At 60.9% G+C, this 24,541-nt stretch carries 24 protein-coding genes and 1 tRNA gene; 6 read left to right on the top strand and 19 right to left on the bottom strand.

All coding sequences use genetic code 11. The features are described from left to right. Positions 1-30: 30 nt before the first annotated feature. Positions 31-105, top strand: a tRNA-Gln gene (locus LC094_RS09660). Positions 106-355: 250 nt separating this feature from the next. Here the strand turns inward: LC094_RS09660 and LC094_RS09655 are convergent. The 5 genes from LC094_RS09655 to LC094_RS09635 form a co-directional block, all read right to left on the bottom strand. Beyond that, positions 356-2,083: a bifunctional protein-serine/threonine kinase/phosphatase gene (locus LC094_RS09655; RefSeq protein WP_226552359.1), complete on the bottom strand. Its 1,728-nt coding sequence runs from the start codon at positions 2,081-2,083 to the stop codon at positions 356-358. A 60-nt stretch (positions 2,084-2,143) separates the two neighbouring features. Continuing rightward, positions 2,144-2,986, bottom strand: coding sequence for a formate/nitrite transporter family protein (locus LC094_RS09650; protein WP_226552357.1), 843 nt, complete (start codon positions 2,984-2,986; stop codon positions 2,144-2,146). A gap of 133 nt (positions 2,987-3,119) precedes the next feature. Then, a complete protein-coding gene (gene nirD, locus LC094_RS09645; RefSeq protein ID WP_226552355.1) occupies positions 3,120-3,440 on the bottom strand; it encodes a nitrite reductase small subunit NirD in 321 nt (106 codons plus the stop codon). Continuing rightward, positions 3,437-5,890: a nitrite reductase large subunit NirB gene (gene nirB / locus LC094_RS09640; protein ID WP_226552353.1), complete on the bottom strand. Its 2,454-nt coding sequence runs from the start codon at positions 5,888-5,890 to the stop codon at positions 3,437-3,439. Before nirB ends, nirD begins: the two co-directional genes overlap by 4 nt. 323 nt (positions 5,891-6,213) lie before the next feature. After that, positions 6,214-7,359, bottom strand: a complete 1,146-nt coding sequence (locus LC094_RS09635) for an alpha-D-ribose 1-methylphosphonate 5-triphosphate diphosphatase (RefSeq protein WP_226552351.1) — start codon at positions 7,357-7,359, stop codon at positions 6,214-6,216. A 78-nt stretch (positions 7,360-7,437) separates the two neighbouring features. Between LC094_RS09635 and LC094_RS09630 the strand changes: the two genes are divergently transcribed. Then, positions 7,438-8,121: a DUF1045 domain-containing protein gene (locus LC094_RS09630; RefSeq protein ID WP_226552349.1), complete on the top strand. Its 684-nt coding sequence runs from the start codon at positions 7,438-7,440 to the stop codon at positions 8,119-8,121. Here LC094_RS09630 and phnN read toward each other — a convergent pair. From phnN to phnG, 8 genes are read right to left on the bottom strand one after another with little or no spacing between them, the layout of a single operon-like run. Further along, complete coding sequence (gene phnN, locus LC094_RS09625) at positions 8,103-8,645, bottom strand: phosphonate metabolism protein/1,5-bisphosphokinase (PRPP-forming) PhnN (RefSeq protein WP_226552347.1); 543 nt, start codon at positions 8,643-8,645, stop codon at positions 8,103-8,105. The two genes, LC094_RS09630 and phnN, sit on opposite strands and share 19 nt — an antisense overlap. 3 nt (positions 8,646-8,648) lie before the next feature. Further along, positions 8,649-9,332, bottom strand: a complete 684-nt coding sequence (gene phnL / locus LC094_RS09620; RefSeq protein ID WP_226552345.1) for a phosphonate C-P lyase system protein PhnL — start codon at positions 9,330-9,332, stop codon at positions 8,649-8,651. A gap of 4 nt (positions 9,333-9,336) precedes the next feature. Beyond that, positions 9,337-10,290, bottom strand: a complete 954-nt coding sequence (locus LC094_RS09615; protein WP_226552344.1) for a CorA family divalent cation transporter — start codon at positions 10,288-10,290, stop codon at positions 9,337-9,339. A gap of 3 nt (positions 10,291-10,293) precedes the next feature. After that, a complete protein-coding gene (phnK, locus tag LC094_RS09610) occupies positions 10,294-11,070 on the bottom strand; it encodes a phosphonate C-P lyase system protein PhnK (RefSeq protein ID WP_226552342.1) in 777 nt (258 codons plus the stop codon). Then, entirely contained in the window at positions 11,067-11,942 is an 876-nt protein-coding gene (locus LC094_RS09605; protein WP_226552340.1) for an alpha-D-ribose 1-methylphosphonate 5-phosphate C-P-lyase PhnJ, read from the bottom strand. Before LC094_RS09605 ends, phnK begins: the two co-directional genes overlap by 4 nt. Beyond that, a complete protein-coding gene (locus LC094_RS09600) occupies positions 11,939-13,027 on the bottom strand; it encodes a carbon-phosphorus lyase complex subunit PhnI (protein WP_226552339.1) in 1,089 nt (362 codons plus the stop codon). The genes LC094_RS09605 and LC094_RS09600 overlap by 4 nt, the downstream gene beginning before the upstream one ends. Beyond that, positions 13,027-13,608 carry a phosphonate C-P lyase system protein PhnH gene (gene phnH, locus LC094_RS09595; protein ID WP_226552337.1) on the bottom strand — a complete coding sequence of 194 codons (582 nt, stop codon included), beginning with the start codon at positions 13,606-13,608 and terminating at the stop codon, positions 13,027-13,029. The genes LC094_RS09600 and phnH overlap by 1 nt, the downstream gene beginning before the upstream one ends. A gap of 14 nt (positions 13,609-13,622) precedes the next feature. After that, on the bottom strand, positions 13,623-14,087 hold the full coding sequence (phnG, locus tag LC094_RS09590) for a phosphonate C-P lyase system protein PhnG (protein ID WP_226552335.1): 465 nt from the start codon (positions 14,085-14,087) through the stop codon (positions 13,623-13,625). A gap of 135 nt (positions 14,088-14,222) precedes the next feature. Between phnG and phnF the strand changes: the two genes are divergently transcribed. Beyond that, complete coding sequence (phnF, locus tag LC094_RS09585) at positions 14,223-14,936, top strand: phosphonate metabolism transcriptional regulator PhnF (RefSeq protein ID WP_226552333.1); 714 nt, start codon at positions 14,223-14,225, stop codon at positions 14,934-14,936. Positions 14,937-15,042: 106 nt separating this feature from the next. Further along, positions 15,043-16,221, top strand: a complete 1,179-nt coding sequence (locus LC094_RS09580) for an alpha-D-ribose 1-methylphosphonate 5-triphosphate diphosphatase (protein WP_226552331.1) — start codon at positions 15,043-15,045, stop codon at positions 16,219-16,221. 9 nt (positions 16,222-16,230) lie between these two features. On the opposite strand, the gene LC094_RS09575 is transcribed toward LC094_RS09580, so the two are convergent. The 5 genes from LC094_RS09575 to phnC form a co-directional block, all read right to left on the bottom strand. After that, positions 16,231-16,845, bottom strand: coding sequence for an LbetaH domain-containing protein (locus tag LC094_RS09575; RefSeq protein ID WP_226552329.1), 615 nt, complete (start codon positions 16,843-16,845; stop codon positions 16,231-16,233). A gap of 95 nt (positions 16,846-16,940) precedes the next feature. Beyond that, on the bottom strand, positions 16,941-18,266 hold the full coding sequence (phnE, locus tag LC094_RS09570; protein ID WP_226552322.1) for a phosphonate ABC transporter, permease protein PhnE: 1,326 nt from the start codon (positions 18,264-18,266) through the stop codon (positions 16,941-16,943). Continuing rightward, on the bottom strand, positions 18,263-19,126 hold the full coding sequence (gene phnE / locus LC094_RS09565) for a phosphonate ABC transporter, permease protein PhnE (protein WP_226552320.1): 864 nt from the start codon (positions 19,124-19,126) through the stop codon (positions 18,263-18,265). The genes phnE (LC094_RS09570) and phnE (LC094_RS09565) overlap by 4 nt, the downstream gene beginning before the upstream one ends. Before the next feature lie 77 nt (positions 19,127-19,203). After that, entirely contained in the window at positions 19,204-20,103 is a 900-nt protein-coding gene (gene phnD / locus LC094_RS09560) for a phosphonate ABC transporter substrate-binding protein (protein ID WP_226552318.1), read from the bottom strand. A 55-nt stretch (positions 20,104-20,158) separates the two neighbouring features. After that, a complete protein-coding gene (phnC, locus tag LC094_RS09555) occupies positions 20,159-20,998 on the bottom strand; it encodes a phosphonate ABC transporter ATP-binding protein (RefSeq protein ID WP_226552316.1) in 840 nt (279 codons plus the stop codon). Positions 20,999-21,234: 236 nt separating this feature from the next. On the opposite strand from phnC, the gene LC094_RS09550 reads away from it, so the two are divergent. Next, positions 21,235-22,293, top strand: coding sequence for an AbrB family transcriptional regulator (locus tag LC094_RS09550; protein WP_226552314.1), 1,059 nt, complete (start codon positions 21,235-21,237; stop codon positions 22,291-22,293). 11 nt (positions 22,294-22,304) lie between these two features. On the opposite strand, the gene LC094_RS09545 is transcribed toward LC094_RS09550, so the two are convergent. Then, positions 22,305-23,309: a capsular polysaccharide synthesis protein gene (locus LC094_RS09545; protein WP_226552312.1), complete on the bottom strand. Its 1,005-nt coding sequence runs from the start codon at positions 23,307-23,309 to the stop codon at positions 22,305-22,307. Between the two features lie 212 nt (positions 23,310-23,521). On the opposite strand from LC094_RS09545, the gene LC094_RS09540 reads away from it, so the two are divergent. Beyond that, positions 23,522-24,541, top strand: coding sequence for a glycosyltransferase family 2 protein (locus LC094_RS09540; protein WP_226552310.1), 1,020 nt, complete (start codon positions 23,522-23,524; stop codon positions 24,539-24,541).

Genomic DNA, 24,541 nt, shown 5'->3' with positions numbered 1-24,541 from the left:
CGCGGGGACGGACTAATTAGCCCCCCACGTTGGGGTGTAGCCAAGTGGTAAGGCAACTGTTTTTGGTACAGTGTACCGTAGGTTCGAATCCTACCACCCCAGCCATCTTTCTCCTGAGCTACACTGTTTTGTGACCCCCTGCGTCGCCACACACAGGCCATGTGATAGGGCTTTGCTGGCCTCTCACCACGCGTTGGATTGCAGGTGTTTTCCGGACATTTTGACCTAAGCCCGGTCGCCTTTCGGGGGCTCAATCCGCTCGTCAGGCATATCGGACTCAATCGCCGATTTTCTCATGAATCAGCGCCTCGAGCGTCCGCCCTCAGACGCCGGCGATTTCATAGTCTCTCGCCTGTCAGTTCATCATGAGTGTTGTAAGGACGATCACGATCCCCGCCAGACCGGCGGAGACCGTTTGCCAGAACCGCAGCGGATTCTTTTCCATCAAAGGCACATGACGCGCCGCGTCCCAGCTTTGGCCGGGGCGTTTCAGCTCGGCCACGAATTCCGAGAGCGCATCATACCGCCGTGCGGCGTCGGGCTGGGTCGCGCGTTTCAGCGCAGCGTCCATCCAAGCGGGCACCGGACTGTCTTCGTCGCGCGCGGAGCGGTAGCGCAGGCGCAAAAGATCGCGCCGCGTCTGGATGCGCGCCACCTCGGCACCAAAGGGCAAACGCCCGGTCAGCATCTCATAGGCGATGACGCCCAAAGCATATTGATCCGACCGCCAGGTGACGAAATCGCCGGAGAAATATTCGGGCGCGGTGTATTGAAACGTGCCGGGCATATGACCCAGCACACCCGCCGCGGCCTCCTCCACCCCGGCCACGGAGGTCGAGCCCAAGTCGATGATTTTCACCGTGCCCGCGTCGTCGATCATGATGTTTTCGGGGCGTAGGTCTTGGTGCAGCATTTCCTTGCGGTGAAAAGCGCGCAGGCCCACGACGATCTGGCTGACGATGTCGCGCACTTTGTCGAGATCGGGGTCGAGATCGGGCGCAGGATGGTCATCCATCCACTGTCTGAGCGTGCGGCCCTCGACCCATTCGGTGACCACATAGAGCGCGCTGCGCTCTGCGGGGGCCTTGGCGGCGCGCAGCACATGCGAAGACGTCAAACGCCGCGCGATCCATTCCTCCAAGACGAAGCGGTTGAGATAGGCCGGATCTTCGGCCATCTCCACGGTCGGAATTTTCAGCGCGACTTTTTCGCCCATAAGCCCCTCGGCGAGGAAGACATGCGAGCGCGCGGTGGAATTGACGGGCCGGAGGATGCGAAACCCGTCGATCACATCGCCCGCTTTGGGCAGGGGTGGCAGGGGCAGCTTGGCGAGGTCCAACTCCAGCTCCGCCTCGGGCAGGCTTTCGACGCGGGCCAGCATCACGGTGAGATTGTCCTCGGAGCCGCGCTCATAGGCGATTTGGCCGAGTTGCGCCGCCGCCCTGTCGAGATCGGGGGCCTCCAGCGCGCGGATCACATCCGCCGACTCGACGACCTCATGCACCCCATCGGTGGCCAGCACAAAGACATCGCCGAGGGTCAGCGACACCTGCCGATAATCGACCGCAACCTGAGCGTCCAATCCCATGCCGCGCGCGAGATAGCTTTCGTCATTCGACAAAACGGCGCGGTGATCCGTGGTCAAAGGCTCAAGCGCCTCGCCAACCAGCCGGTAAATTCGACTGTCGCCGAGGTGAAAGACATGCCCGTCGCGGCCCTTGAAGATCAGCGCGGAGAGCGTACAAATCTTGCCCGCATTCATGTCACTCAGAGCGGCGTTCTGGCCATAAAGCCAGGCGTTGGTGGCGGAGATCACCGTGGTCGCTGCCGTGCGGGCGGTCCAGGCGTCCGAGGTGGCGTAATAGTCGGTCAAAAGCGCGGTGACACTGGCCTCGGCGGCCTCCGCACTTGTGGCGCTCGACGAGATGCCATCGGCCACGGCCAGAGTGATCCCTTTGAGAGAAAGCGCGCTGCCTTCCGGGACCCGCGCGCCACAGAAATCCTGATTTTCAGGTTTTCGGCCCGGCTCCGAATAGTGACCAATCGAAACCGTGAGCTTTGTCGATGCGGCGTCTTTCGGCATGATGTGGCCTCACAAAAAAAACAGGCCCCGCTGTCGCGGAGCCTGTTCGGGGAAGTCCGATTACTCAGCCGGCACGCCCTGCACGGAAGCAGTCGAGGCGTTGCGCTTTGGCGATTCCTTGAAGTGGGTGGCGTAGATCATGCCGCCGACAAAGGTCAGGCCGCCAACGAGGTTGCCCAGAACCACCGGGATCTCGTTGTAGATGAAATAATCCGCCCATGTGAATTGACCGCCCAAAATGATGCCCGAGGGGAAGAGGAACATGTTCACGATGGAGTGCTCGAAGCCCAGGTAGAAGAACACGAGGATCGGCATCCACATCGCCATGATTTTACCGGAGACGGAGTTCGACATCATCGCAGCGACCACGCCGGTGGAGACCATCCAATTGCACATGATCGCGCGGACGAAGACGGTCAGGAGACCTGCGCCACCGGCTGCGGCATAGCCCAAGGTCCGCGCCTCACCGATGTGGCCGATCTTTTGGCCAACGGCGTTGGGTTCCTGACTGAACCCCATCGTAAAGATGATCGCCATGAAGATCGCGGTGGTCATCGCCCCCGCAAAATTGCCCACGAACACGAGGCCCCAGTTGCGGAACACGCCTTTCCAGGTGCAGCCCGGACGTTTCGCGATGACGGCCAGAGGCGCCAGCGTGAAGACGCCGGTCAAAAGGTCAAAGCCCAGAAGGTAGAGGATGCAAAAACCCACCGGGAAGAGCAGCGAAGCCACAAGGAAGTTGCCGGTGTTGACCGCGATGGTCACCGCGAAGGCGGCGGCAAGTGCGAGGATCGCGCCCGCCATATAGGCGCGGATCAAGGTGTCTTTGGTCGCCATAAAGATCTTGGATTCGCCCGCATCGACCATTTTGGCGGCGAATTCTTTTGGTTGTACATAAGCCATTGAATTGTCCCTTTTTGGTGTGTTCCGAGTATGCGGCCCCTTCACCTCATCTGGCATAAGGAGACCCTTTGCAGCACATGGAGTTTGCGCTGCAGCCGTCCAGTGAGCCCGAAAGCCCGTTTCGTGAGAAATCTTAAAGACCGAGCAACACAGTCTCGCCGTCCAGTTTGACCGGGAAGGTCAGGCTCATCCCCTCATCGGCGCCTTGCGCGGCACCTGTTTCGAGGGAAATGACCCAGTTGTGGAGCGGGCATGTGACACAGCCATCGTGCACGATGCCGTCGCTCAGCGGCCCATTTTTATGCGGGCATTTATCTTCAAGGGCGAAAAGGCGGTCATCCGTGGTGCGGAAGATGGCGATGGTCATGTCACCGTTCTTCACGCAGCGCGCGCCTTGACGCGGGATGTCGTTCAATGTGCCGACTTCAATCCAGGTTTTGCTCTGCATGTTCATTCTGCTGCCTCCAGATTGAGGGTGGCCAAGGGTTTGAATTCATGGGCTTCGGCGCCCGCGACACGTTCGGCCCAAGGATCGACCTGCGCGAAGTCTTGCGAGTAGCGGAAGCGTTCGGCGAAGGCTTTGCGCTCGTCCAGATTGTCGTAGATCACCTCTTTGATGTGATCGTAGCCAAGCCGGTCCGCCCATTTGTAGATGCGCTCAAGGTAAAAACCGGTCTCGCGATAGTACTGCGTCAGCGCGCAGACGGTCTCCATGACCTCTTCCTCGGTCGCGACCTTGCCCAGCACGGTCGTGCCCTGAATGTGCAGCCCCGCCGCGCCGCCATAGACGATCTCATAGCCGCTATCGACGCAGATGATGCCAATGTCCTTGCAGGTCGCCTCGGCACAGTTGCGCGGACAGCCGGTGACCGCGAGCTTGAGTTTTGCCGGAGACCACGCGCCCCAGAGCGCTTTTTCGAGCTTGATGCCCAGACCTGTCGAGTCCTGCGTGCCAAAGCGGCACCAATCCGTCCCGACACAGGTTTTCACGGTGCGCAAGCCTTTCGCATAGGCGGCGCCGGACACCATGCCTGCCTCATTCAAATCGGCCCAGACCGGGATCAGGTCTTCTTTTTTGACACCCAGCAAGTCGATGCGCTGGCCGCCGGTCACTTTGACGGTCGGGATGTCGTATTTGTCGGCCACATCGGCAATCGCGCGCAGCTCATCAGGCGTGGTGATCCCCCCGAACATCCGCGGCACGACGGAATAAGTGCCGTCTTTTTGGATGTTGGCGTGGACGCGTTCGTTGATAAATCGCGACTGCTGATCGTCTTTGTATTCGCCCGGCCAATCGGCCACGAGATAGTAGTTCAGCGCCGGGCGGCATTTGGCACAGCCCTCCGCCGTCGTCCATTCCAGCTCCTGCATCACGGCGGGAATGGATTTGAGGCCTTTCGCCTTGATCATGCGACGCACAAAGCCGTGGCTGTGGCTGGTGCAGCCGCACATGCCCTGCGCCGCCGGGATGACGAAATCGTCGCCAAGCGTGATGCCCATGATGCCTTCGACCAGGTTCGTGCAGGTGCCGCAGGACGCCGACGCCTTGGAATGCGCGCGCACATCGGCGAGCGTGGTCAGGCCCTTGTCGGTGATTGCCTTGACGATCATCCCCTTGGTGATGCCGTTACAGCCACAAATCTCCGCGTCATCCGGAAGCGCCGCGACCGCGGCCAGCGGATCGACCGTGCCGCCGCCTTGGTAGGCCTGACCGAAGATCAGGGTTTCGCGCATCTCGGACACATCGTCGCCCGAGACCAGCATCTGGTTGTACCACGCCCCATCGGCGACATCGCCGTAGAGCACTGCTCCGATAAGTTTATTGTCTTTGATGATGACCCGTTTGTAGGTCCCGCGCTGCGCGTCGCGCAGCACGATGTCTTCGCGCCCCTCGCCTTCGGCAAAATCGCCGACAGAATAGAGGTCGCAGCCTGTGACTTTGAGTTTCGTCGGCGTCTCTGTGTGGGCAAAGGCGGCCTCTGACGGCCCGGCCAGATGTTCGGCGGCCACTTTGGCCATGCGATAGAGGGGGGCGACGAGGCCATAGACCATGCCGCCCACTTCCACACATTCCCCCACGGAATAGATGTTCGGGTCGGAGGTTTTCATCGTCGCGTCGGTGACGATGCCGCGATTGACCTCAAGACCCGCCTCTTGTGCCAGCGCCACGTTGGGACGAATGCCGACGGCCATCACCACGAGGGAGGCGTCAATCACACGACCGTCGGCAAGTTCCACAGCTTCGACCTTCTCCGCGCCGATGATCTGTTTGGTGTTCGCTTCGCAGAGCACGTCGATGCCGCGAGATTCCAGTTCTTTTTGCAAAAGATAGCCTGCGGCGGTGTCGAGCTGACGCTCCATCAGCGTCGGCATCAGGTGAATGACAGTCACCTCCATGCCGCGCAGTTTCAGACCTGCGGCGGCTTCAAGGCCCAGCAGACCGCCACCGATGACCACAGCCCGCCCGCCCTTTTCAGCGGCGGCAATCATGCCGTCGGTGTCATCGAGATCGCGGTAAGCCAGAACACCCGGCAAGTCCGATCCCGGCACAGGGATGATAAAGGGGTTGGACCCTGTAGCGATGACCAGCTTGTCGTAGTCGGCCACCACACCGCTCTCGGAGATCACTTTGCGCTCATGGCGACGAATTTCGGTGATCTTGTCACCCTGATGCAGCGTGATGCCATGCTCGGCATACCAGCCTTCGCCATGGATGATGATGTCGGCGTAAGATTTTTCGCCCGACAGAACCGGCGAGAGCATGATGCGGTCGTAGTTCACACGCGGCTCGGCGTTGAAGATGGTGACCTCATACTGGTCGCTCACTTCGAACAGATGCTCAAGCATCCGGCCCGGCGCCATGCCATTTCCAACGATCACGAGTTTTTGCTTTTGAGCAGTCATAGCGGCACTTCCTCTCAGAACGCGGCTCATTTGAGCCAGATTGTCTTTTGGTGAGAATGCAGCGCCGTTGCTGCGGGCCCCGGATCAGAGGGGCATATGTGGGTCACGTCGCGTCCTTGCGACATGTGAGCGTGATACTCGTTGGGACCAGCTTTTAGGAAATCCGGGTCCTCCGACAAGGGCCTTGTGCGGCTCTGCCCTCAGATTTTTCGCGGATGCAGCATGTTTTGATTAATATTTGCGCAGCGTGCCCCCGGAAGCTGCACATCAAGAGGCAGAATGACAACATTCCGCCTCTTGCTAAAGCGCCTCATCAAAGGAGGTCAGCCGACCTGACGCCCATGCGACCAGACGCCCCGAACCACCGGCGTGCCTTCGATTCGGGTGATCCGCACCAGATCGGCATGAAGCCCCGGCGCGATCCGGCCACGATCCGATAGGCCCACGGCCTCGGCCGGATTGGCGGTCACGGTGGCGATCGCGCGGGGCAGATCGTCCCACAAATCAGCCAAAAGAATGGCCGAGGTCATCAGCGCGGAGGGCACGTAATCCGAGGAGACGATGTCCAAAAGCCCGCGCTCGGCCAGCTCATGCGCCGCGACATTGCCGGAATGCGAGCCGCCGCGAATGAGATTGGGCGCGCCCATCATGGCCGCGATGCCATGGAGTTTGCAGGCCTGCGCCGCCTCCACCGTGGTCGGAAACTCCGCCACCCGCACACCGTTCTGGCGCGAGACTTCGACGTGATCTGCCGTGGTGTCGTCGTGAGAGGCCAAAACCGCCCCCAGACGCCGCGCCTCAGACACAGCCACCTTTTCATGCCGCGCGCCATAGGTGTCGCGCAGATCGTAAAGGTGTTCGACATGATCATCGAATTCCGCATCCGTCATGCCGCGCTTTTTCTGGACATAGTCGCGCAGCTTTTCGATGTCTCGAAACTGTCGCTGACCCGGCGTGTGATCCATCAAGGACACGAGGCCCACGCGATCCTCCGGCGTGAACTCGGCCAGCTCGGCCTCCAAGGTTTCCGAACAGACCTCTGCCCTGAGATGCAGGAAATGGCTGATCTTCAACGCGCCCAAATCGCGCAGATGCATCACCTCGCGCGACAGGCTTCGGGCATATTTGTGATAGCCCGCGTCGCCTTTGCGGCGGTGAATGGACCCCACGCGCATGGCGTCGAACACGGTGGTGATGCCAACCGAGGCGAGTTCAGCGTCATGCGCGAGGATCGCCGCCTGATGCGGCCAATCGACCTTGGGGCGCGGTTCGATATGGCGCTCGAGATTGTCGGTATGAAGCTCGATAAGGCCGGGGATCACCAGATCGCCGCCCACATCGACAGCGCCCGGCACCGCTGTGCCGCCCTCGCTCACGTCTTTGATTTTGCCATTTTCGACACGCAGGGTGCCTTGGATCACCTCCGTCTCCAAAACGAGCCTTGCGTTGGTCAAAGTAAAGTCAGTCATCACATCGTCCTTGTCAGAGGCGCTTCATTGCCCGATCCATGTCACATGAATGTGACAGGGACCAGATAGGACAGCGCCATGGATGAATTCAAAAGATACGCGGTCTATTACGCCCCCGCTCCGGGGCCGTTTGCCGAATTTTGTGCGCATTGGCTGGGCTGGGATGCGCTTGAAGGCGTCGAGCTGCCGCATCCCATCGTGGACGGCCTGCCCCTGCCCGTCTCGGAGATCACCGCGACGCCGCGCAAATACGGGTTTCATGGCACGCTCAAGCCGCCGTTTCGCTTGACTGGCACGCGTGCGGAATTGATGGCCGATCTCGAAGCCTTCGCCTCGGCGCATATGCCTGTCGTTTTGGGGGGTCTCACGCTCACCCGCATCGGCGGGTTTCTGGCGCTGACGCCTCTGGGCGATCTGAGCGCGTTGGAGACGCTGGCCGGAGAGGTGGTCGCCACGCTCGACCCGCATCGCGCGCAGCCGTCTGAGACCGAATTGGCGCGGCGTCGCGCGGCGGGGCTTTCGGCCCGTCAGGAGGCGTTGCTGAGCCAATGGGGCTATCCTTACGTGATGGAGGAATTCAAATTCCACCTGACCCTGACCGGCAAACTCACCGAAGCGCAGGCCGAGGCGACCGCCGCCGCACTCACCCCAGTGATCGCCCCGCTCCTGCCCCGGCCCTTTGAAATAAAGGACCTGTGCCTGTTCGGCGAGGCGGAGGATGGCCGGTTTCATTTGCTGCACCGTTACACCCTCTCCGGCTGAAGGGCCGCGAGGAATGAGGTTACGGCCTCCTCCAATGCGCCATCATTTTCCACGCGCCTGACTGGCAGGCCGGGCGCGATGTCATATTCGGCGCGGGCCAGACGTTTCTCGATCTCGTCCCGGCTCTCACGCCCTCGCGCCGCCAGCCGCTCTGCCAGCACTTTCGGCGAGGCGGTGATCAGCAAGACGCCCATGTTCGGATAAAGAGCGTAAGCCTCTGGCAGGATCGCGCGCGAGCCGTTGAACAACACATCGCGGCCCTCGTTCAGCGACGTCTCAATCGAGATCGGCACACCGTATTTCAGCCCATGCGCTTCCCAATGGAGCGCGAACTCCCCGGCCTCCAGACGGTGGTCGAATTCCTCGACGGTGACGCCTTCGAAATCCTCACCACCGGCTTCGGTGGGCCGGGTGATCACGCGTTTGGCGACGGCCAGATCGCGGCGCTGTTCGAGTGCGGCCTCGATCAGAGTGTCCTTGCCCGCCCCCGAGGGGCCGACGATGGCATAGAGACGCCCGACCATCGCTCAGGCCGCCTGTGCGGGGGTGAAATCGGAGACGTTGATCTCCCGATCCGCCACCCTCTCGCGGGCGGGGGCGTCGTGAAAGATGCCGATGATCGCGGCACCGCGCGCCTTGGCCTCCTCAATCAGGCTCAGCACCGTTTCGCGGTTCGTGGCGTCCAAAGAGGCGGTGGGTTCATCCAAAAGCATCGCCGGATAGTCATGGGCAAAGCCGCGCGCGATGTTCACCCGCTGTTGCTCGCCGCCGGAGAATGTCGTGGGCGAGAGGCCCCAGAGGGTTTCAGGGATGTTGAGCCGCGCCAAGAGGTCGCGGGCCTTGGCAAAGGCTGTCTCTTTGTCCACGCCGACGGTGAGGAGAGGTTCAGCGACCACCTCAAGCGTCGGCACACGCGGCACGACGCGCAGGAATTGCGAAACGTAACCCAGCGTGGCCCGGCGCAAAGCGATGATCTCGCGCGGCTCAGCCGTGGCGACATCCGTCTCGCCGACCCAGATATGCCCCGAGGCCGAGAGGTAATTGCCGTAGATCATCCGCATCAGCGTCGATTTCCCGGCGCCCGAGTTGCCGGTGAGCGCCACGCATTCGCCGGGGGCGACCTCGAAAGTCGCACCTTGCATGACCGGGATCACGGCGCTGCCTTGGTTGTGGAGGGTGAAGGATTTGGAGAGGTTGTCGATCTTGATCATGAGATTACAGCCAGTTTTTCCATTTCGAGAGAAGGTAAGTCCCAAGCGCCGAGCCGATCATCAGAGCGGTGGCGATCAGGTAGCCATAGGGGCTGTCGAGGCCGGGGATGAAGGGAAAGTTCATGCCGTAGACCGAGGCCACCAATGTGGGCGGCAGGAACAGAACTGCCACGACCGACAGGATGCGGCTTGTGTCGTTTTGCTCCAGATTGATGAGACCCATCATCACATCGGTGAGCTGCGCGATCCGGCCGGAGAGAAAATCGCCATGCACGGTGAGCGCCTGACAATCCTTGACCTCGGCTTTGAGAATATTGGTGAGCGGCTTGTCCTTTTCGCCTTCAAGGCCAAGGCCAAAGCTCGACAAAGCGCGTTCAACGGTCAAAAGCGCATGGCGATATTTCGCGACCTGTTCGCTTTGCTTGCCCAACGCACGGAGCGCATCCGCCAGTTCATCACCGCGCGGCGCAGGGTTGCGAAAGGCGATATGCGACTGCTCATCCACCGCCGCCCCCACGCCTTCCATAAGGTCGGCGATGCGGGCGATGATCTCTTCGATCAGCCCCAAAAACACCCGCCGCCGCCCGGCACAGCCCGCGCTCGATTGGCCCGCATGGGTGGCATAGGTCTCGAACGGACGCGGCGTGTGATAGCGCACGGTGAACAGCCGCTCCGGCGTGATCAGAAAAGCGACAGGGCCGAAAGACGGCTCCTTGTTGCGATCAAGCCCCGGCAGGACGATGGTCAGAACCTCTGTGTCGCCTTCGCGGTAGAGCCGGTTCGACACCTCGATCTCCTGCATGTCCGCGAGCGTCGGCACAGAGACGCCAAGCGCCTCGACGGCCTCGACCTGCGCCGGTTGCGGGCTCAAGAGATCGATCCACAGAGCCTCGGAAAGATCGCCCTCATTGGGCAATTTCTCGAGGCCTGCGCCAAGGGATCGATAGGCGAAAATCATGTCTCAGACCTGCAAAACAGAGGAGACAAGAAGCTGCGTATAGGCATGTTGCGGGTCATCGAGCACCTGATCGGTAAGGCCGTGTTCGACAACACGGCCAGATTTCATCACCATCAGACGATCCGCCAAAAGCCGCACGACAGCAAGGTCATGGGTCACGATGATCGCCGACAATCCCATTTCCCGCACCAATCCGCGCAAGAGATCCAAAAGCCGCGCCTGTACAGACACATCCAGGCCGCCGGTCGGTTCGTCCATGAAAACAAGCCGCGGGCCCGTCACAAGGTTCCGCGCGATTTGCAGACGCTGCTGCATCCCGCCGGAGAAGGCAGAGGGTTTGTCATCGACGCGATCCTCATTGATCTCCACGCGGTCCAGCCAGTCGATGGCCTGCGTGCGGATATTGCCGTAGTTGCGCGCGCCGACGGCCATGAGCCGCTCGCCGACATTGCCGCCAGCCGACACGCCCATGCGCAGCCCGTCGCGGGCGTGTTGATGGACAAAGGCCCAATCCGTGCGCGACAGCATCCGGCGTTCGGGTTCGGACATGGTGAGCGTATCGACCATGCCGCGGTCGCGCGTGTCGAACAGAACCTGCCCGCTGTCGGGCGGCAAATGCCCCGCCATGCAATTCAAAAGCGTCGATTTGCCGGAGCCGGATTCGCCCACGATGCCCATCACCTCGCCGGGATAGAGATCAAAGGACACATCGGAACAGCCGATCCTGTCGCCGTAGGTTTTGCGGATATCTTTGACGGAGAGAAGCGGTTGAGTGGTCATTCTGCGGCCTTCTCTAAATCTTGAGAGGGAGAGAGACGCCCGCGATGGCCCGTGGCCTGCCGCTCGGCGCAATAATCAGTGTCGGAACAGACGAACATCCGCCCGCCGTCATCGTCGATGATCACCTCATCGAGATAGGTGTGCTCCGCCCCGCAGAGATCACAAGGGTGGTTGGCTTTTGAGGGATCGAAAGGGTGATCTTCGAAATCGAGGCTCACGACCTTGGTGTAAGGCGGCACGGCGTAGATGCGTTGCTCACGCCCTGCCCCGAAAAGTTGGATCGCCGCCATTTCCATCTTTGGATTGTCGAATTTCGGGATCGGCGACGGGTCCATCACATAGCGCCCTTCGACCTTGACCGGATAGGCGTAGGAGGTGGCGATATGGCCGTGTTTGGCGATGTCCTCGTAGAGCTTCACATGCATCAGCCCGTATTCTTCGAGCGCATGCATCTTGCGCGTCTCGGTCTCGCGCGGCTCCAGAAAGCGCAACGGCTCCGGGATCGGCACCTGATAGACGAGGATTTGTCCCTCGGTCAGCAGCTCTTCGGGAATGCGGTGACGGGTCTGAATGACGGTCGCCTCGCGGGTTTTCTCGGTCACCGCGACCTCGGCGGTCTTCTCGAAAAACTTGCGGATCGAGACGGCGTTCGTGGTGTCATCCGCGCCCTGATCAATCACCTTGAGCACATCTTCGGGCATGAGACAGGCGGCTGAGACCTGCACACCGCCTGTGCCCCAACCATAGGGCATCGGCATTTCGCGCGAGGCAAACGGCACCTGATAGCCCGGCACGGCAATGCCTTTGAGGATCGCGCGGCGGATCATCCGTTTGGTTTGCTCGTCGAGATAGGCGAAGTTATAGTCGCTCATTCTGCCGCCTCCTTCGCACTTGCGCTCGCAATCTCCACGCGCATTTTGCGGACCAGTTCCATCTCGGACTGAAAATCCACATAGTGTGGCAATTTGATATGTTCGAGAAATCCGGTCGCCTGAATGTTGTCACAGTGATATAGGACGAATTCCTCATCATGCGCCGGGGAGTTCGAAACCTCGACGCCAAGCTCTTTCGAACGCAGCGAGCGGTCGACCAGAGCCATGGAAATCGCCTTGCGTTCCGTCTGGCCAAAGGTCAGCCCATAACCGCGCGTGAACTGCGGCGGTTCGACTTTTGAGCCCGCGAATTTGTTCACGGTTTCGCATTCGGTCAGTTCCACTTCGCCGATCTCGATGGCAAAGCCCAGTTCGGGGATGTCCATCTCCACCGCGACTTTGCCGATGCGCAGCTCGCCGACGAAAGCGTGGCTGTTGCCGTAGCCGCGCTGGGTGGAATAGGCCATCGACAGGATGAAGCCTTCGTCACCCCGCGTCAGCGCCTGCAACCGCAGCGCGCGGTTGGCGGGCAGTTCCAGCGGTTCGCGGGTCAAGTCCGGCGGGATCTCGTCGCCCGCCGCCTCACTCTGGATCAGCCCTTCCTTATTCAGGAAAGACGTCACATGCGGTGTCGGTTCAAGACGCGGATCGGCGACGGCCGCCTCGGGCACCTCGCCTTCCGCCATGAGTTTAAAATCCAGCAAACGATGCGTGTAATCGAAGGTCGGTCCCAAAACCTGCCCGCCTGGCACGTCCTTAAACGTCGCCGACACCCGGCGATCACAGGCCATTTTGTCCGTCTCCACCGGATGCGAATGGCCGATGCGCGGCAGGGTCGTCCGGTAGGCGCGGATGAGGAAAATCGCCTCGATCAGATCGCCGCGCGATTGCTTGATCGCCAGAGCCGCCAGATCGGGATCGTACAAGGACCCTTCGGTCATCACGCGATTGACCGCCAGCGCAAGCTGTTCGCGGATTTGCGGCACGGTGAGTTCGGCGACCGTCACGTCGCCCCGGCGCTCTTCAGCCAGCCAGGCATGCGCATTGTCGATGGCGCGCTCGCCCCCTTTGACGGCAACATACATCAGTTGGCCTCCATCATGTCAGTGACCTGCGTGCTGCGCGGCAGACCCGCGATCTGCGTGCCACTGGTGAAGTAAAAATCGAGACCCAGCGGAAAGAGCATGGCGTTCATTTGAAACGGCTCCAAGGCGGGCAACGACAGGCTGGCCGTGGTTTCGATCCCCGGCCCCGTGAGCTGCGCGCCGTCCTGAGACAGCGTGTCCATTTCAACGATCAGCGTCGTCGAGCGGTCGGGATATTCCGCAGTGCCGATGGGAAAGGCGGTCACGGGCTGCAACGCGTCCCAAGTGCCCAGCGCGAACATGGCTTTTGCGGGGCCAACGATAGGCGCGCCGATTTGAAAGGCGATCCAGTCGCGGAATTCTGGCGTGTCATGTGCACCCATCAGGCAAAGCGGCGTTTCCGGGTCGCAAAGCGTCAGGAGCAAGCTCGCCGCCGCTTCGGAGACGGGCGCGGGCGCTTGACCGCCCTTGATCTCATGGAGCGTGCCAGGGCGCGCGAGGGCCTCCAAAGCGGCGCGAAACGCGCGGGCGGCGTCTTGCGGCGGGGTCGCGAAGGCGCCGATTAGACTTTGGTCACTCATTTGTTTTTCCAGCATTAATCCTCTCCCCGCACCATCGTAAAGAAGTCCACTTTCGTCGCAGCGGCTTTCGCAGCGCGTGCAGTGCGACTCACGACCTGTGCCGCCTCCAGAGGCGCCAGAACCGCATCGCGCAGTTCATCGGCGCGCGGGCCCTGCATCAACGCATCCACGAGTGCGGCCTGCTCCGCCTGTCGCTTGTCGCGGCCCTGCACATAGCCATGGCCCACCTCGCCGGTCGCCAAACGCAGAGAACAGCGCGTGACGGTCATTTCGCCGAGATTAAATGGCGCGCCGGTGCCGCCCATGCGACCGCGCACCATGACGCCACCCACTTCGGGACGGCGCAGCCAATCGAACTCCGGCAGGTCCAATGCACCAATGCGCTCAGCCAAATGCACGGCATCGGATGTGGCCAAAAGCCCCATCCACGCCTTGCGCGCCTCTTGTGCGGGAGAGAGTACAGCCTCGGGTTTTCCCATCGTCGCCTCTTTTCATCCTCTGTTGTCTAGACAGCTTGCCATGTTGTCTAAACTACTATACAACTAGACAAATAATTGCCGATCCTTTGCTGTTCGGCAAGGGTAATTTCGTGAAACTTTGGTGACGGGACGCTCATGCCACGCACGCCAGTCTGGAAATCCATCGCGGAAACGCTGTCTGAAGAGATCGCCAAGGGGCATTACCGGCCCGGCGACAAACTCCCGACGGAGGCCGAGCTGTCGTCGCGATTCGGGGTTAATCGCCACACGGTGCGTCACGCGCTTTCCGATCTCACCGAACGCGGCATCACCCGCTCGCGGCGCGGCGCGGGGGTCTTTGTGCAAAGCGCGCCGGTGGATTACCCCATCGGCAAACGCGTGCGGTTTCACCAAAACATCCGCGCCACGGGGCGACTGCCGCAAAAGAAAGTGCTGCGCATGGAGACCCGGCCCTGCGATCAGGCGGAAGCGGAGGCGCTTCATCTCGCTTTGGGGGATCCTGTGCTGGTCTATGAGGGTCTGTCACTGTCCGGCGACGCCCCCGTTGCGCATTTCACCTCGATCTTTCCCGAGGCGCGCACGCCCGGCCTCATGGCCGCGTTTGACGAAATCAGCTCGGTCACTCAGGCGCTCAAATCTATCGGCATCGAAGATTACCTGCGCGCTGAGACCCGTGTCAGCGCAGAACGCGCCACAGCGACCCAAGCGCTACATCTGGGCCTGCGCGAAGGCGATCCGATGCTGCGCACCGTGAGCCTCAACACCACGCCCGACGGCGTGCCGATTGAGCGGGGACTGACATGGTTCGCGGGCGAACGGGTCACGCTTTTGGTCTCGCCCGATGAATAAAGTCAGATTTTTGTGAAAGATTTCAGACGTCACGCGGACGATACATTGCCTGCGTAGAACAACCTGCAATGGTAAAACACCACAGGTCTTCTCGCAGGTATTCGTCATGGCTCTTCTTCCGCCGCTCAGTTTCACAGGTGCTTCGGTGCTCTGTGAGGACACACTCCGCCTCCAGCCGCTCAGCATCGAGGACGGCTATATCGGCCATGGGCGTTTCCCGGAGGTGGACCTCTCGGGCTACATGATCCTGCCCGGCATCATCGACCTGCATGGCGATGCCTTCGAGCGTCACATCGCGCCGCGTCCGCGCGCGCCCTTCCCGATCCGCTCCGGTCTCTCGTCGGCGGCCCGCGATGCCGCGGCCCATGGCGTGACCACCGCATGGTTTGCGCAATGCTGGTCCTGGGAAGGAGGCTTGCGTGGCCCGGATTATGCCGAGGAATTGCTGGCGGAAATGCAGGCCTTCGAGGCCCACGCGCCCATCGACATCCGCCTGCAAATCCGCTGCGAGACGCATATGATCGACAGCCGGGATCGGCTTTTGGCGGCAATCCGGCGGTTTGGCGTGGACTATGTGATCTTCAACAACCACCTGCCCGAAGCCATCGAGATCGCCAAGAAAGAGCCGCTGGAATTCGCCGCTTGGGCGAAACGCGGCGGACGCACGCCGGAAGAGTTCATCAAGGTGCTGCGCGAGGCCAAGGATCGCAAATCCGAGGTGCCGCGTCACCTGTGGCAATTGGCCGAAGCATTCGACACGCTGGGCGTGACCTACGGCAGCCACGATGATCCGGACGCAGAAACCCGCGAAGAGTTTCGCATCCTGGGCGCCCGTGTGGCCGAATTCCCGATCTCCGAGAAAGCCGCCGCCGCCGCCAAGGCGATGGGTGATCCGGTGCTGATGGGGGCGCCCAATGTGGCCCGAGGCGGGTCGCAATCCGGCAATATCTCGGCGCAGAAACTGATCGAACGCGGGCTTTGCGATGCGCTGGTGTCGGACTACCACTACCCGGCGATGATCGCCGCGGTCTGGGCCATGGTCGACAAAGGGCTCTGCGCCCTGCCCAAGGCCTGGGCGATGGTCTCGACCAACCCGGCGCAGATCATGCGCCTGTCGGATCGTGGCACGCTGGAGCGCGGCAAACGGGCGGATTTCGTGGTGGTCAACCAAGCGACACGCGAGATCGAAGCCACGGTCGCAGGCGGGCGCATTGCCTATATGAGCGGACAGGCCGGGCAGCGTCTGGCGCAAGCGGATCACCGGATGTCACTGGCTGCGGAATAGCAGCGGCGTTTATTCGTATTTCTCGAGAAAGGCCTCGGCCTTCAGCGCGCGAAAATCCTCAAGCGCCGCCCGCAACCGCTGGTGATCCCAATCCCACCAACCGAGCGCCTCGATCCGTTCTCCGATGCCTTCTGCGTAGCGTGGACGCATCGGCTGCGACGGCACACCGGCAACGATCGTATAGGGCGGCACGTCTTTCGTGACGATTGCGCCCGAAGCCACGATGGCGCCGTTGCCAATGGTGACCTCCGGCTTGATGATCGCGCCATGGCCGATCCATGTGTCGTGGCCAATCACGGTCCGCCGCGCGGATCGCGCTTTGAAAAACGCCGGATCGTCCTCGGCATCCTCCCAATAATAGGACGAGCGATAGAGGAAGTGGTGCAGAGAGGCATTCTGATAGGGATGATCCGTCGGCCCGATGCGGGTGAAGGCGGCGATATTGGCGAATTTGCCCACGGTCGTGTTGGCAATGTCCGCGAATTGATCGCAATAGGCGTAATCCAGGAAGTCTGAATTCAACACCCGCGCCCCTTTGCCCACCTCGCAATAGGCGCCAAAGGTGGCGTTATGCACCTCTGCGCCTTCGTGGACAAAGGGTTCGGTCGCGCTCAGTTTCGGCATGTCTCACCTGTCAGATTTCTTGTGTCGCCTCCGGCGGGAGTATTTCGAGCACAAAGGAAACGCGGATACAAATGTTTCCTTTGTGCCTCAAATACTCACTCGCCCTTGATCAACTTGCGCCGCAACCAGCCGGAGAAGCTGTCCATCGCCATGACCAGAAGCACGACGAGGATGATGTAGTAAGACACCTCTTCCCAATCCTTCTGGGTGATCATCGCCTGCGTCAGCAAAAGCCCGATGCCGCCGCCTGTAATGGCACCGATGATGGTGGCAGAACGGGTGTTGGATTCCAGAAAATAGAGCACTTGCGACAGGAGCACCGGCACGATTTGCGGGATCACCCCGAAGCGGTAGCGTTGCAGCGGCTTGGCACCGGTGGAGGCGACGCCTTCGATCTGTTTGCCATCGACGTTTTCGAGCGCCTCCGAGAAGAGTTTGCCGAAAGAGCCGGTGTCGGTGAAGAGGATCGCCAGAGCGCCGGTCATCGGCCCCGGCCCAAAGGCGCGGGACAGGAGGATCGTCCAGATCAGCCCATCGACGCCACGCAGGAAGTCGAACAACCGCCGGGCCGCCATACGGATCGCCACGAGGGGGGCAAAGTTGCGGGCGGCAAGGAAGGCCAGAGGCAGCGCGATGATGGCGGCGCCGAAGGTGCCGAGGAAGGCCATAAGCACGGTTTCAAAGAGCGCCCAAGCCACGTCACCATGACGCCAGATCGAGTTATTCCAGAAATCCTGCCACGCGCCGGTCAAGTTCGAGCGGGTTGGGTCGATTGGGTCACCAAAGGCAATCTCGGAAAAGCTGTGGTCGTAATAAGGGCTGTCCAGCGTGAACCAGAACAGCTCCCAACCGAACTCATAGACGAAAACCTCGGTGCGCGCCTTGGTCAGGGTCAGGCGGGCGGCGTCGGTCATCACCGTCAGGCGGGTGTTCGAATAAGAAATCCAGTCCGGCAGATCGGCTGTATCGAGGTTCAACGACACGCCATCCGAGCGCGATTGCGTGGCTTCGATCAGACCGAACCCCGGCACGTCAAATCGCACGATGTCGCCATTGATCTCGATGGAGCCTCCGTCGTCGAGCGCGATCTGCGTTACCTCCTCGCCCACCGTCACCCAGGAGGGGTAATTCGTCGCATCATAGATGCCTTTACGCTCGCCCTCGACGGAGACCTCGATCTCGCCATTGCGGTTATTTCGCTCAACGTGGGTCTTGTAGCTGTAGGTGTCGGAGACCAGCGCGACGGCATTATCAAGCCGCGCGCGCTCGCGCAGACCGAGGATGTCGAAGGCAAAGAAAATATAGGTAAAATAGGCGAGGATCGCCAAAGGCACAGCCAAGGTGATGAGCCGTTTGCGGGCGATCAGGGCCGTGGCTTTGGACGACATATCGACGGGAGTGGCGGCGGTCGCAAGGCTCATTTGGCGGCTCCGTAGGTCATGCGGTTGCGCACGTAAGAGGACAGTTGGTCGAAGACCATAATGGTCAGGAACAGGAGGATAAAGACGGCGGCGGCCTCGTCGAATTTGCCTGTGCCCCAAGAGATCGCGTTCTTCAGCTCGTACCCAATGCCGCCCGCGCCGACAAAGCCGAGGATCGCAGAGGCGCGGATGTTGATTTCAAAGCGCAGCAAAGCATAGGAGAACCAATTCGGCGCGACCTGCGGCACGAGGCCCAACATCATGCGCTGCGGCCATGTGGCGCCGACGGAGGCGAGGCCTTCGAGCGGTTTGAGATCGGCGTTCTCGTTCACTTCGGAGAACAGCTTGCCCAGCGCGCCGACGGTGTGAAAGGCGATGGCGATGGCGGCGGGCACAGGGCCACCGCCCAAGATGAAGATCAGCACCAAGGCGATCACGATCTCAGGCATCGCACGCATCAAATCCATCATGCGACGGAACACGGGGATGAGGCGCGGCCATGGGGCCAGACCCTGGGTCGAAAGCATTGACAGAAGGATCGCTCCCAGCGCGCCCAAAAGCGTTGCCACAGCGGCGATATTGATGGTCTCGATCAGGGCTGGCAAGGCGCGCAGGAGATGTCCCGGAAGGTTCACGCGCTTTTCCCAGGCTTCCGAGATCACATCGGCGGGAAAGTCGAAGATATGCGGCAGACCGGGCAGAAAGCCCCCGGCGTTGCGGTCGTTGGCGATGCCGAAACCTGCGGCCAGCAACAGGACAAAGACCAAAAGCATGAGCCCGCCGTAGAGGCGGCGTTGGCGGGTGAGCGCCATGTAATGCGCGCGCGTGACGTCCAAAGACGCCGCTGTCAGATCGGCCATGTCGGGTCAGTCCTGTCGGGAAGTCGTCAAAAGGAAAGACCCCGCGTGAACCACGCGAGGTCTTGTATCAAAGGCGCTTAGTTGGATTTCGCCAGACGCGCCGCCACGATGGAGGCATAGGTGTCGTGATCGACCGGGATAAAGTCTTTCGCGTCACCCGCAGCCACGCCGTAGGCGCAATCTGCATCTTCTTCCCAGAGGTTCGCGGTGATCTCGGTCACCATGTCTTTCACGTCCTGCGGCAGGGCCTTGCGCAGCACGAAGGGGCCTTCCGGGATGATGTTGGATTGCCAGATCTGCACGAAGTCATTCATGTCGACGAGACCGGCATCCACAGCTTTGCGCAGCGCGCCGGAGTTGTAGCCGTCTTCCCATTCGCCCAGACCGTCGGCCCAGGTCACACCTGCGTCCACATCGCCGTTGTTCACAGCGACGATGGTTTGCTCGTGACCGCCGGTGAAGACGACATCACCAAAGAACTCGCCCGGCACCATCGGATAGCCTGCTTCGGCGATTTCGATGGAGGGGATCAGGTAGCCGGAGGTGGAGTTCGGATCACCGAAACCGAAGTTCTTGCCCTTCAGATCGTCAAGCGAGGTCACGCCGCTGTCCTTGCGGGCAAAGCCCACGGAATAGTAGCCGATGGACCCGTCGAGGTTCTGTTTCACGAGCACCGGCTCGACCGCTTCCGGGTCGGCGATGTAGGTGCCAGCGTAGGAGGAGGCGCCCATCCATGCGGCGTCGATGGTGCCGCCCAGAAGGCCCTGCATCACGCCGTTGTAGTCGGCCGGGGTGAAGATTTTCACTTCGACGCCCAGAGCCTCGGCGAGTTTGTCGGCAAAGCAGGAGTTCGACGCCACACGGTCCTGAGCGTTTTCGCCGCCAAGGATGCCAAGACGGAATTCGGTGATGTCCTGAGCCTGAGCAGCCCCCGTGAGGGCAGTGGTGGCCAGAACGGCAGCAAGCAGTTTTTTCATCTCTGTCTCCAGTTGGTTATTCCCGCGGATGTTCAAATGCGGGGATGAAAGGTCGTTAGATCGCGACTTCGGCGGCCCGGATTTCGGCCTTTTCCAAAGCGTCGTGGTCTAGGGCTTCATGGTCGCGAATTTCGGTGGATGTGGCGGCCTCGGAAAAATCCGCACCGGCGCCGTAGATGTCGCGCGCCACACCGGTGGTGAGCTGCGCAGGCGTGCCGTCAAAGACCACGCGCCCGTCGCGCATGCCGATGATCCGGTCGCAATAGCGGCGCGCGGTGTCGAGGGTGTGAAGGTTGGCGATCACCATACGCCCGTCTTCGTCATGAATGCGGCGGAGCGCCTCCATCACGGTTTGCGCGTTCATCGGGTCGAGAGAGGCGATGGGTTCATCGGCCAGAATGACTTTCGGGTCCTGCATCAGAGCACGCGCGATGGCGACGCGCTGTTGCTGACCGCCTGACAAAGCCTCGGCGCGTTTGGTGGCATGTTCGGAAATGCCAAGGCGACCGAGAATGTCGATCGCCTTGTGAATATCCTCTTCGGGATAGAGGTTGAACATGGTCGCAAGCGTGGAACGGCGACCCAAAGTGCCATGCAGCACGTTGGACACAACATCCATGCGCGGCACGAGGTTGAACTGTTGGAAAATCATCGCGCAATCGGATTGCCAGTCGCGCTTGTCCTTGCCGGTGAGCGACAGGACATTGCGGCCCTCGAACTTCAATTCGCCTTCGGAGGCGTCCGTCAAACGATTCATCATGCGCAAAAAGGTCGACTTGCCCGCGCCCGAGCGTCCGATGATGCCGATCATCATCGACCGGTCGACGGTGAAACTGACATTGTCCACGGCGGTGTTTTCGCCAAACCGTTTCGTCAAATGTTTCACATCAAGCATATCTGTCCCCTCGCTCGTTCGGCGGGGATAAAGCACAGGGTCTGAAACCCTTCTGTGACAGGTCTGAAAAACTTTTGTGACGAGCCGAAATCTACGAAAAACCGCGAGGCAAAGCCGAAATCATAGGCAGCCCCAAGCCCCGTTGCGCAGGGGATGTGCAAAATCCCAAATCCCATCGCCTTGCCCCTGACCACAGCCTCGCTATGGTGACGCGACGACAGGCTCGGGATCGGATTTTGACAGCACCCTCGGACAAGACACGCGCAACCCGCAACATTCTGACGCTGGCCCTCGGCGCTTTGGGTGGCACCGCGTTTTACCTCGCCGGGCTGCCCTTGCCGTGGATGCTTGGCTCGATGTTGGTGATTTTCGCCTGTGTCATGGCGGGTGCGCCGCTTGAAACCTCCGGGCGGTTTCGCCCCCTCGTGATCCCGGTGATCGGCGTCATGTTGGGGTCAGGTTTCGACACAGAGACCTTTCACCACCTCAGCCAATGGGGCCTCTCGCTGGCCGGACTGGCGGTCTATCTCGTCCTTGCCGCCATTCTGGTCGTGCCGTTCTACATCAAGATCGGGCGCCTCGATCCGGTGACCGCGTTCTTCTCCGCCATGCCCGGCGGGCTCAATGAGATGACGGTGATCGGCGGCGCTTTGGGCGGCGATGAAAAGCGGATCATTCTGGCCCACGCCGGGCGGATCGTGGTGACGATCTCGATCATCGCTTTGTGGTTTCGCGTCGTGCTGGGCTATGAGGTGCGCGGTGTGCCGCTTCATGCCGAGGGGGAGAGCCTCACTCTGATGAGCGGCGCGATCCTTTTGGCCTGTGCAGTTCTGGGCAATTGGATCGGGACCAAGCTCAAATTCCCCGCGCCGGGGCTTTTGGGGCCGATGCTGTTGTCAGGCGTGGTGCATATGGCGGGGCTGACGCATTCCTCGCCTCCGGGCCTTCTGGTGATCATCGCGCAGATTGTGCTGGGCACCACCATGGGCTGTCGCTTTCGTGGCGCCAAACCCAAATTGGTGGGCGAAACCCTGTTGCTCACGCTGGGCGGCACCCTGATCACCATGGGGCTGTCTCTGGGCTTTGCGGTGCTGTTGCACGGCATGTTCGGCCAGACCGTCGAACAGGTGCTTCTGGCCTATGCGCCCGGCGGGCTGACAGAGATGTCTCTGGTGGCTTTGGCGATGCATGCGGAGGTGGCCTATATCTCGATCCACCACCTCGTGCGGATCGTGATCCTCGTGGCCGTCGCCCCCTCTTTGCTGACCCGATTGGCAGAGCGGCTCAAATACTAAAGCGTTTTCCCTCACTCGAACAGCGTGGCCGCCTTTTGTTCGATCACTTCGCGGCACTCACGCACGAATTTCTTGTCCACCAGAAACTCGCGGCAAATCTTGTCCATCGACAGCTCGCCCTTCAGCGCCTCCAACCCGATCTGCGCCTGAAACGCCGGGTCGTCCACCGGGGCCTTGGCGTTCGCATTGGGTTTTTTGGCCGGAATCGGCGCCGCCGCCGGATCGATGGCATGTTTCTTGATCAGCTCATCCATGAAGGACCCGCGCCGCGGCGTGTTGTTTTCTTTTTCCTCCAGACGCGGCTTCATCCGACGCGCCCAGAAATGCACGCCGCGCGTGTCCTCCGTGAACCGCTCTTCGGGTTTGAAACGGCTGATGATCAGGTGGTTTCGCTCCTTGAAACTCACCGGATAAAAGGCGGGTTCGGGCTGCGCGTGTTCGATCTCTCCGGTCTCGATCAGGAAATGCGTGACGGAGGACGGCCCGGTAAAGCCCCAGGTTTGCTCGGTCATATGCACCGGCGTGCCCGCGTCGCGTTCGGCCTCAAGCTCGGCGATCTGTTCGGGTTTGAGCCAGGGCGCGATGGCATATTCGTCCTCAAAGAACTCCAACAAGCCGTTCAAAGTTTTGCTGTCCGACGGCAGGCCCAGAACCGCGTTGCACACCAACCCCGGCTTTTCCCAGCCAAAGACATAAGGCGAGCTGTAGTCGAAGGGTTTGTAGCAATACATATCCGCATCGACCCAAATCTTGTCGGTCTTCTTCAACAGGTTGAGCCGCCATATATCGGCATGGATCGCGGGGCTGCCGGTCCGCGCGTGGCGCAGCATTGGCTCGCCGGGGTAGATCTCGGCGGCGTCGGCCACATGAACCCCCGGCGGCACATTGGGGATCGGCTCGTAGGAATAGAGCGTGATGTGATGGCCCTGATCGGCAAAGCTTTTCAGGCAAAGCTGTTCCAGCCAGCTCAACTTGCCGCCGATCCAAAGCGACGCGATCTCGGGTAGTTTATCCATTTCGCCTGATACCTGCTCTATCTCTTACTCTCAGCATCTTTTAATCTCAGCCTGACGCCTGCCATTCTGGCCCGGATCGTTACCCGACCCGCAACCAAAAGGCCATGAGAGACGGCGCGGCAAACTTGACTCATACTGGGCCATGTGAGACCCCTTTTGCAACGAAATCAAGCGCGAAGGCCGTTTGAGACGCGTATGAGGACAGGTTGGGTTTGAACACACTCGCGATCACATGCATCCGCGACGAGGGGCCTTGGCTTCTGGATTGGATCGCCCATCACAAAGCGGCTGGGTTTACGCAGGTCCTCATCGCCTCGCACGATTGTTCGGATGGCACGGACCGGTTGCTCGATGCGCTGGACGCTGCGGGGGTGGTCAGCCACCTGCCCTTCGTGCCCGAGGGCGAGAAGGCCGTGCAATGGCAGGCGATGAAAAAACTGTCTAAGCACCCGCTCTACAAAGAGGCTGATCTGGCACTGTTTTTCGATGTCGACGAATATCTCGTGCTCGAAGTGCCTCTGGCGGACCTTCTGCCCGAGGATGCCGACGCCATGCCTCTGCGCTGGCATCTGTTTGGCAACAGCGGGCTTGGCACTTGGGACGAACGTCCGGTGACGGAGCGGTTTACCATGGCGGCGCCTGACGACGTCTCTCTGCCGCTTGCGCATTTCTTCAAAACCCTGCACCGGCCGCAAGCGTTCAAAGGTCTCGGCGTCCATCGTCCGAAAGGCAAAGAGGCGCGCTGGGTCACTGCCGCAGGCCGCCCGATGGCGCCGGATTTCGCCGCGCAGCAATCACGGATCAATCTCTTTGGCCTGACCTCCAAAGGCGAACAGGCTTGGATCAATCACTATTCCACACGCTCCATCGAGGAATTCCTCCTCAAATCCCAGCGCGGCCTGCCAAACCACATGGAAAAATCCGTAGGCGCCGGCTATTGGGCGGAGCGGAATTTTAACACCCTTGAGGATACCCGGATCGCACCGATGCGAGAGGCCACCGCAATAGCCCGTGCCGAATTGTCGGAGTTCGACGATCTGCACGCGGAGACGGTGGGCTATCACCGCGCGGCGCTCAAACGCCTGACATTGCGGCGCGACGTGGTCGAATTGATGTGGCAACTGACGCTCATGGGTGGCTCGGTCGCCCCCGGCCCAACCCAATTGGCGGCGCATCTGGCGCGTCTCAAGGCGCTGAAGACTGAAGACAGAACCGAGGACAGACAGGCCTGA

The sequence above is a fragment of the Celeribacter naphthalenivorans genome, from assembly GCF_020524585.1.
Taxonomy (GTDB): domain Bacteria; phylum Pseudomonadota; class Alphaproteobacteria; order Rhodobacterales; family Rhodobacteraceae; genus Celeribacter; species Celeribacter naphthalenivorans.
This window is presented reverse-complemented; position numbering and strand designations above follow the sequence as displayed.

Coding starts and splice junctions, on each gene's coding strand:
- phnH (WP_226552337.1), bottom strand. CDS start 13,608: ATGAGTGACCAAAGTCTAATCGGCGCCTTCGCGACCCCGCCGCAAGAC.
- LC094_RS09650 (WP_226552357.1), bottom strand. CDS start 2,986: ATGGCTTATGTACAACCAAAAGAATTCGCCGCCAAAATGGTCGATGCG.
- LC094_RS09600 (WP_226552339.1), bottom strand. CDS start 13,027: ATGTATGTTGCCGTCAAAGGGGGCGAGCGCGCCATCGACAATGCGCAT.
- phnK (WP_226552342.1), bottom strand. CDS start 11,070: ATGACCACTCAACCGCTTCTCTCCGTCAAAGATATCCGCAAAACCTAC.
- LC094_RS09545 (WP_226552312.1), bottom strand. CDS start 23,309: ATGGATAAACTACCCGAGATCGCGTCGCTTTGGATCGGCGGCAAGTTG.
- LC094_RS09615 (WP_226552344.1), bottom strand. CDS start 10,290: ATGATTTTCGCCTATCGATCCCTTGGCGCAGGCCTCGAGAAATTGCCC.
- LC094_RS09635 (WP_226552351.1), bottom strand. CDS start 7,359: ATGACTGACTTTACTTTGACCAACGCAAGGCTCGTTTTGGAGACGGAG.
- LC094_RS09605 (WP_226552340.1), bottom strand. CDS start 11,942: ATGAGCGACTATAACTTCGCCTATCTCGACGAGCAAACCAAACGGATG.
- LC094_RS09655 (WP_226552359.1), bottom strand. CDS start 2,083: ATGCCGAAAGACGCCGCATCGACAAAGCTCACGGTTTCGATTGGTCAC.
- nirB (WP_226552353.1), bottom strand. CDS start 5,890: ATGACTGCTCAAAAGCAAAAACTCGTGATCGTTGGAAATGGCATGGCG.
- phnF (WP_226552333.1), top strand. CDS start 14,223: ATGCCACGCACGCCAGTCTGGAAATCCATCGCGGAAACGCTGTCTGAA.
- LC094_RS09580 (WP_226552331.1), top strand. CDS start 15,043: ATGGCTCTTCTTCCGCCGCTCAGTTTCACAGGTGCTTCGGTGCTCTGT.
- nirD (WP_226552355.1), bottom strand. CDS start 3,440: ATGAACATGCAGAGCAAAACCTGGATTGAAGTCGGCACATTGAACGAC.
- phnE (WP_226552320.1), bottom strand. CDS start 19,126: ATGGCCGATCTGACAGCGGCGTCTTTGGACGTCACGCGCGCGCATTAC.
- phnL (WP_226552345.1), bottom strand. CDS start 9,332: ATGATCAAGATCGACAACCTCTCCAAATCCTTCACCCTCCACAACCAA.
- phnC (WP_226552316.1), bottom strand. CDS start 20,998: ATGCTTGATGTGAAACATTTGACGAAACGGTTTGGCGAAAACACCGCC.
- LC094_RS09575 (WP_226552329.1), bottom strand. CDS start 16,845: ATGCCGAAACTGAGCGCGACCGAACCCTTTGTCCACGAAGGCGCAGAG.
- phnE (WP_226552322.1), bottom strand. CDS start 18,266: ATGAGCCTTGCGACCGCCGCCACTCCCGTCGATATGTCGTCCAAAGCC.
- phnN (WP_226552347.1), bottom strand. CDS start 8,645: ATGGTCGGGCGTCTCTATGCCATCGTCGGCCCCTCGGGGGCGGGCAAG.
- phnD (WP_226552318.1), bottom strand. CDS start 20,103: ATGAAAAAACTGCTTGCTGCCGTTCTGGCCACCACTGCCCTCACGGGG.
- LC094_RS09630 (WP_226552349.1), top strand. CDS start 7,438: ATGGATGAATTCAAAAGATACGCGGTCTATTACGCCCCCGCTCCGGGG.
- phnG (WP_226552335.1), bottom strand. CDS start 14,087: ATGGGAAAACCCGAGGCTGTACTCTCTCCCGCACAAGAGGCGCGCAAG.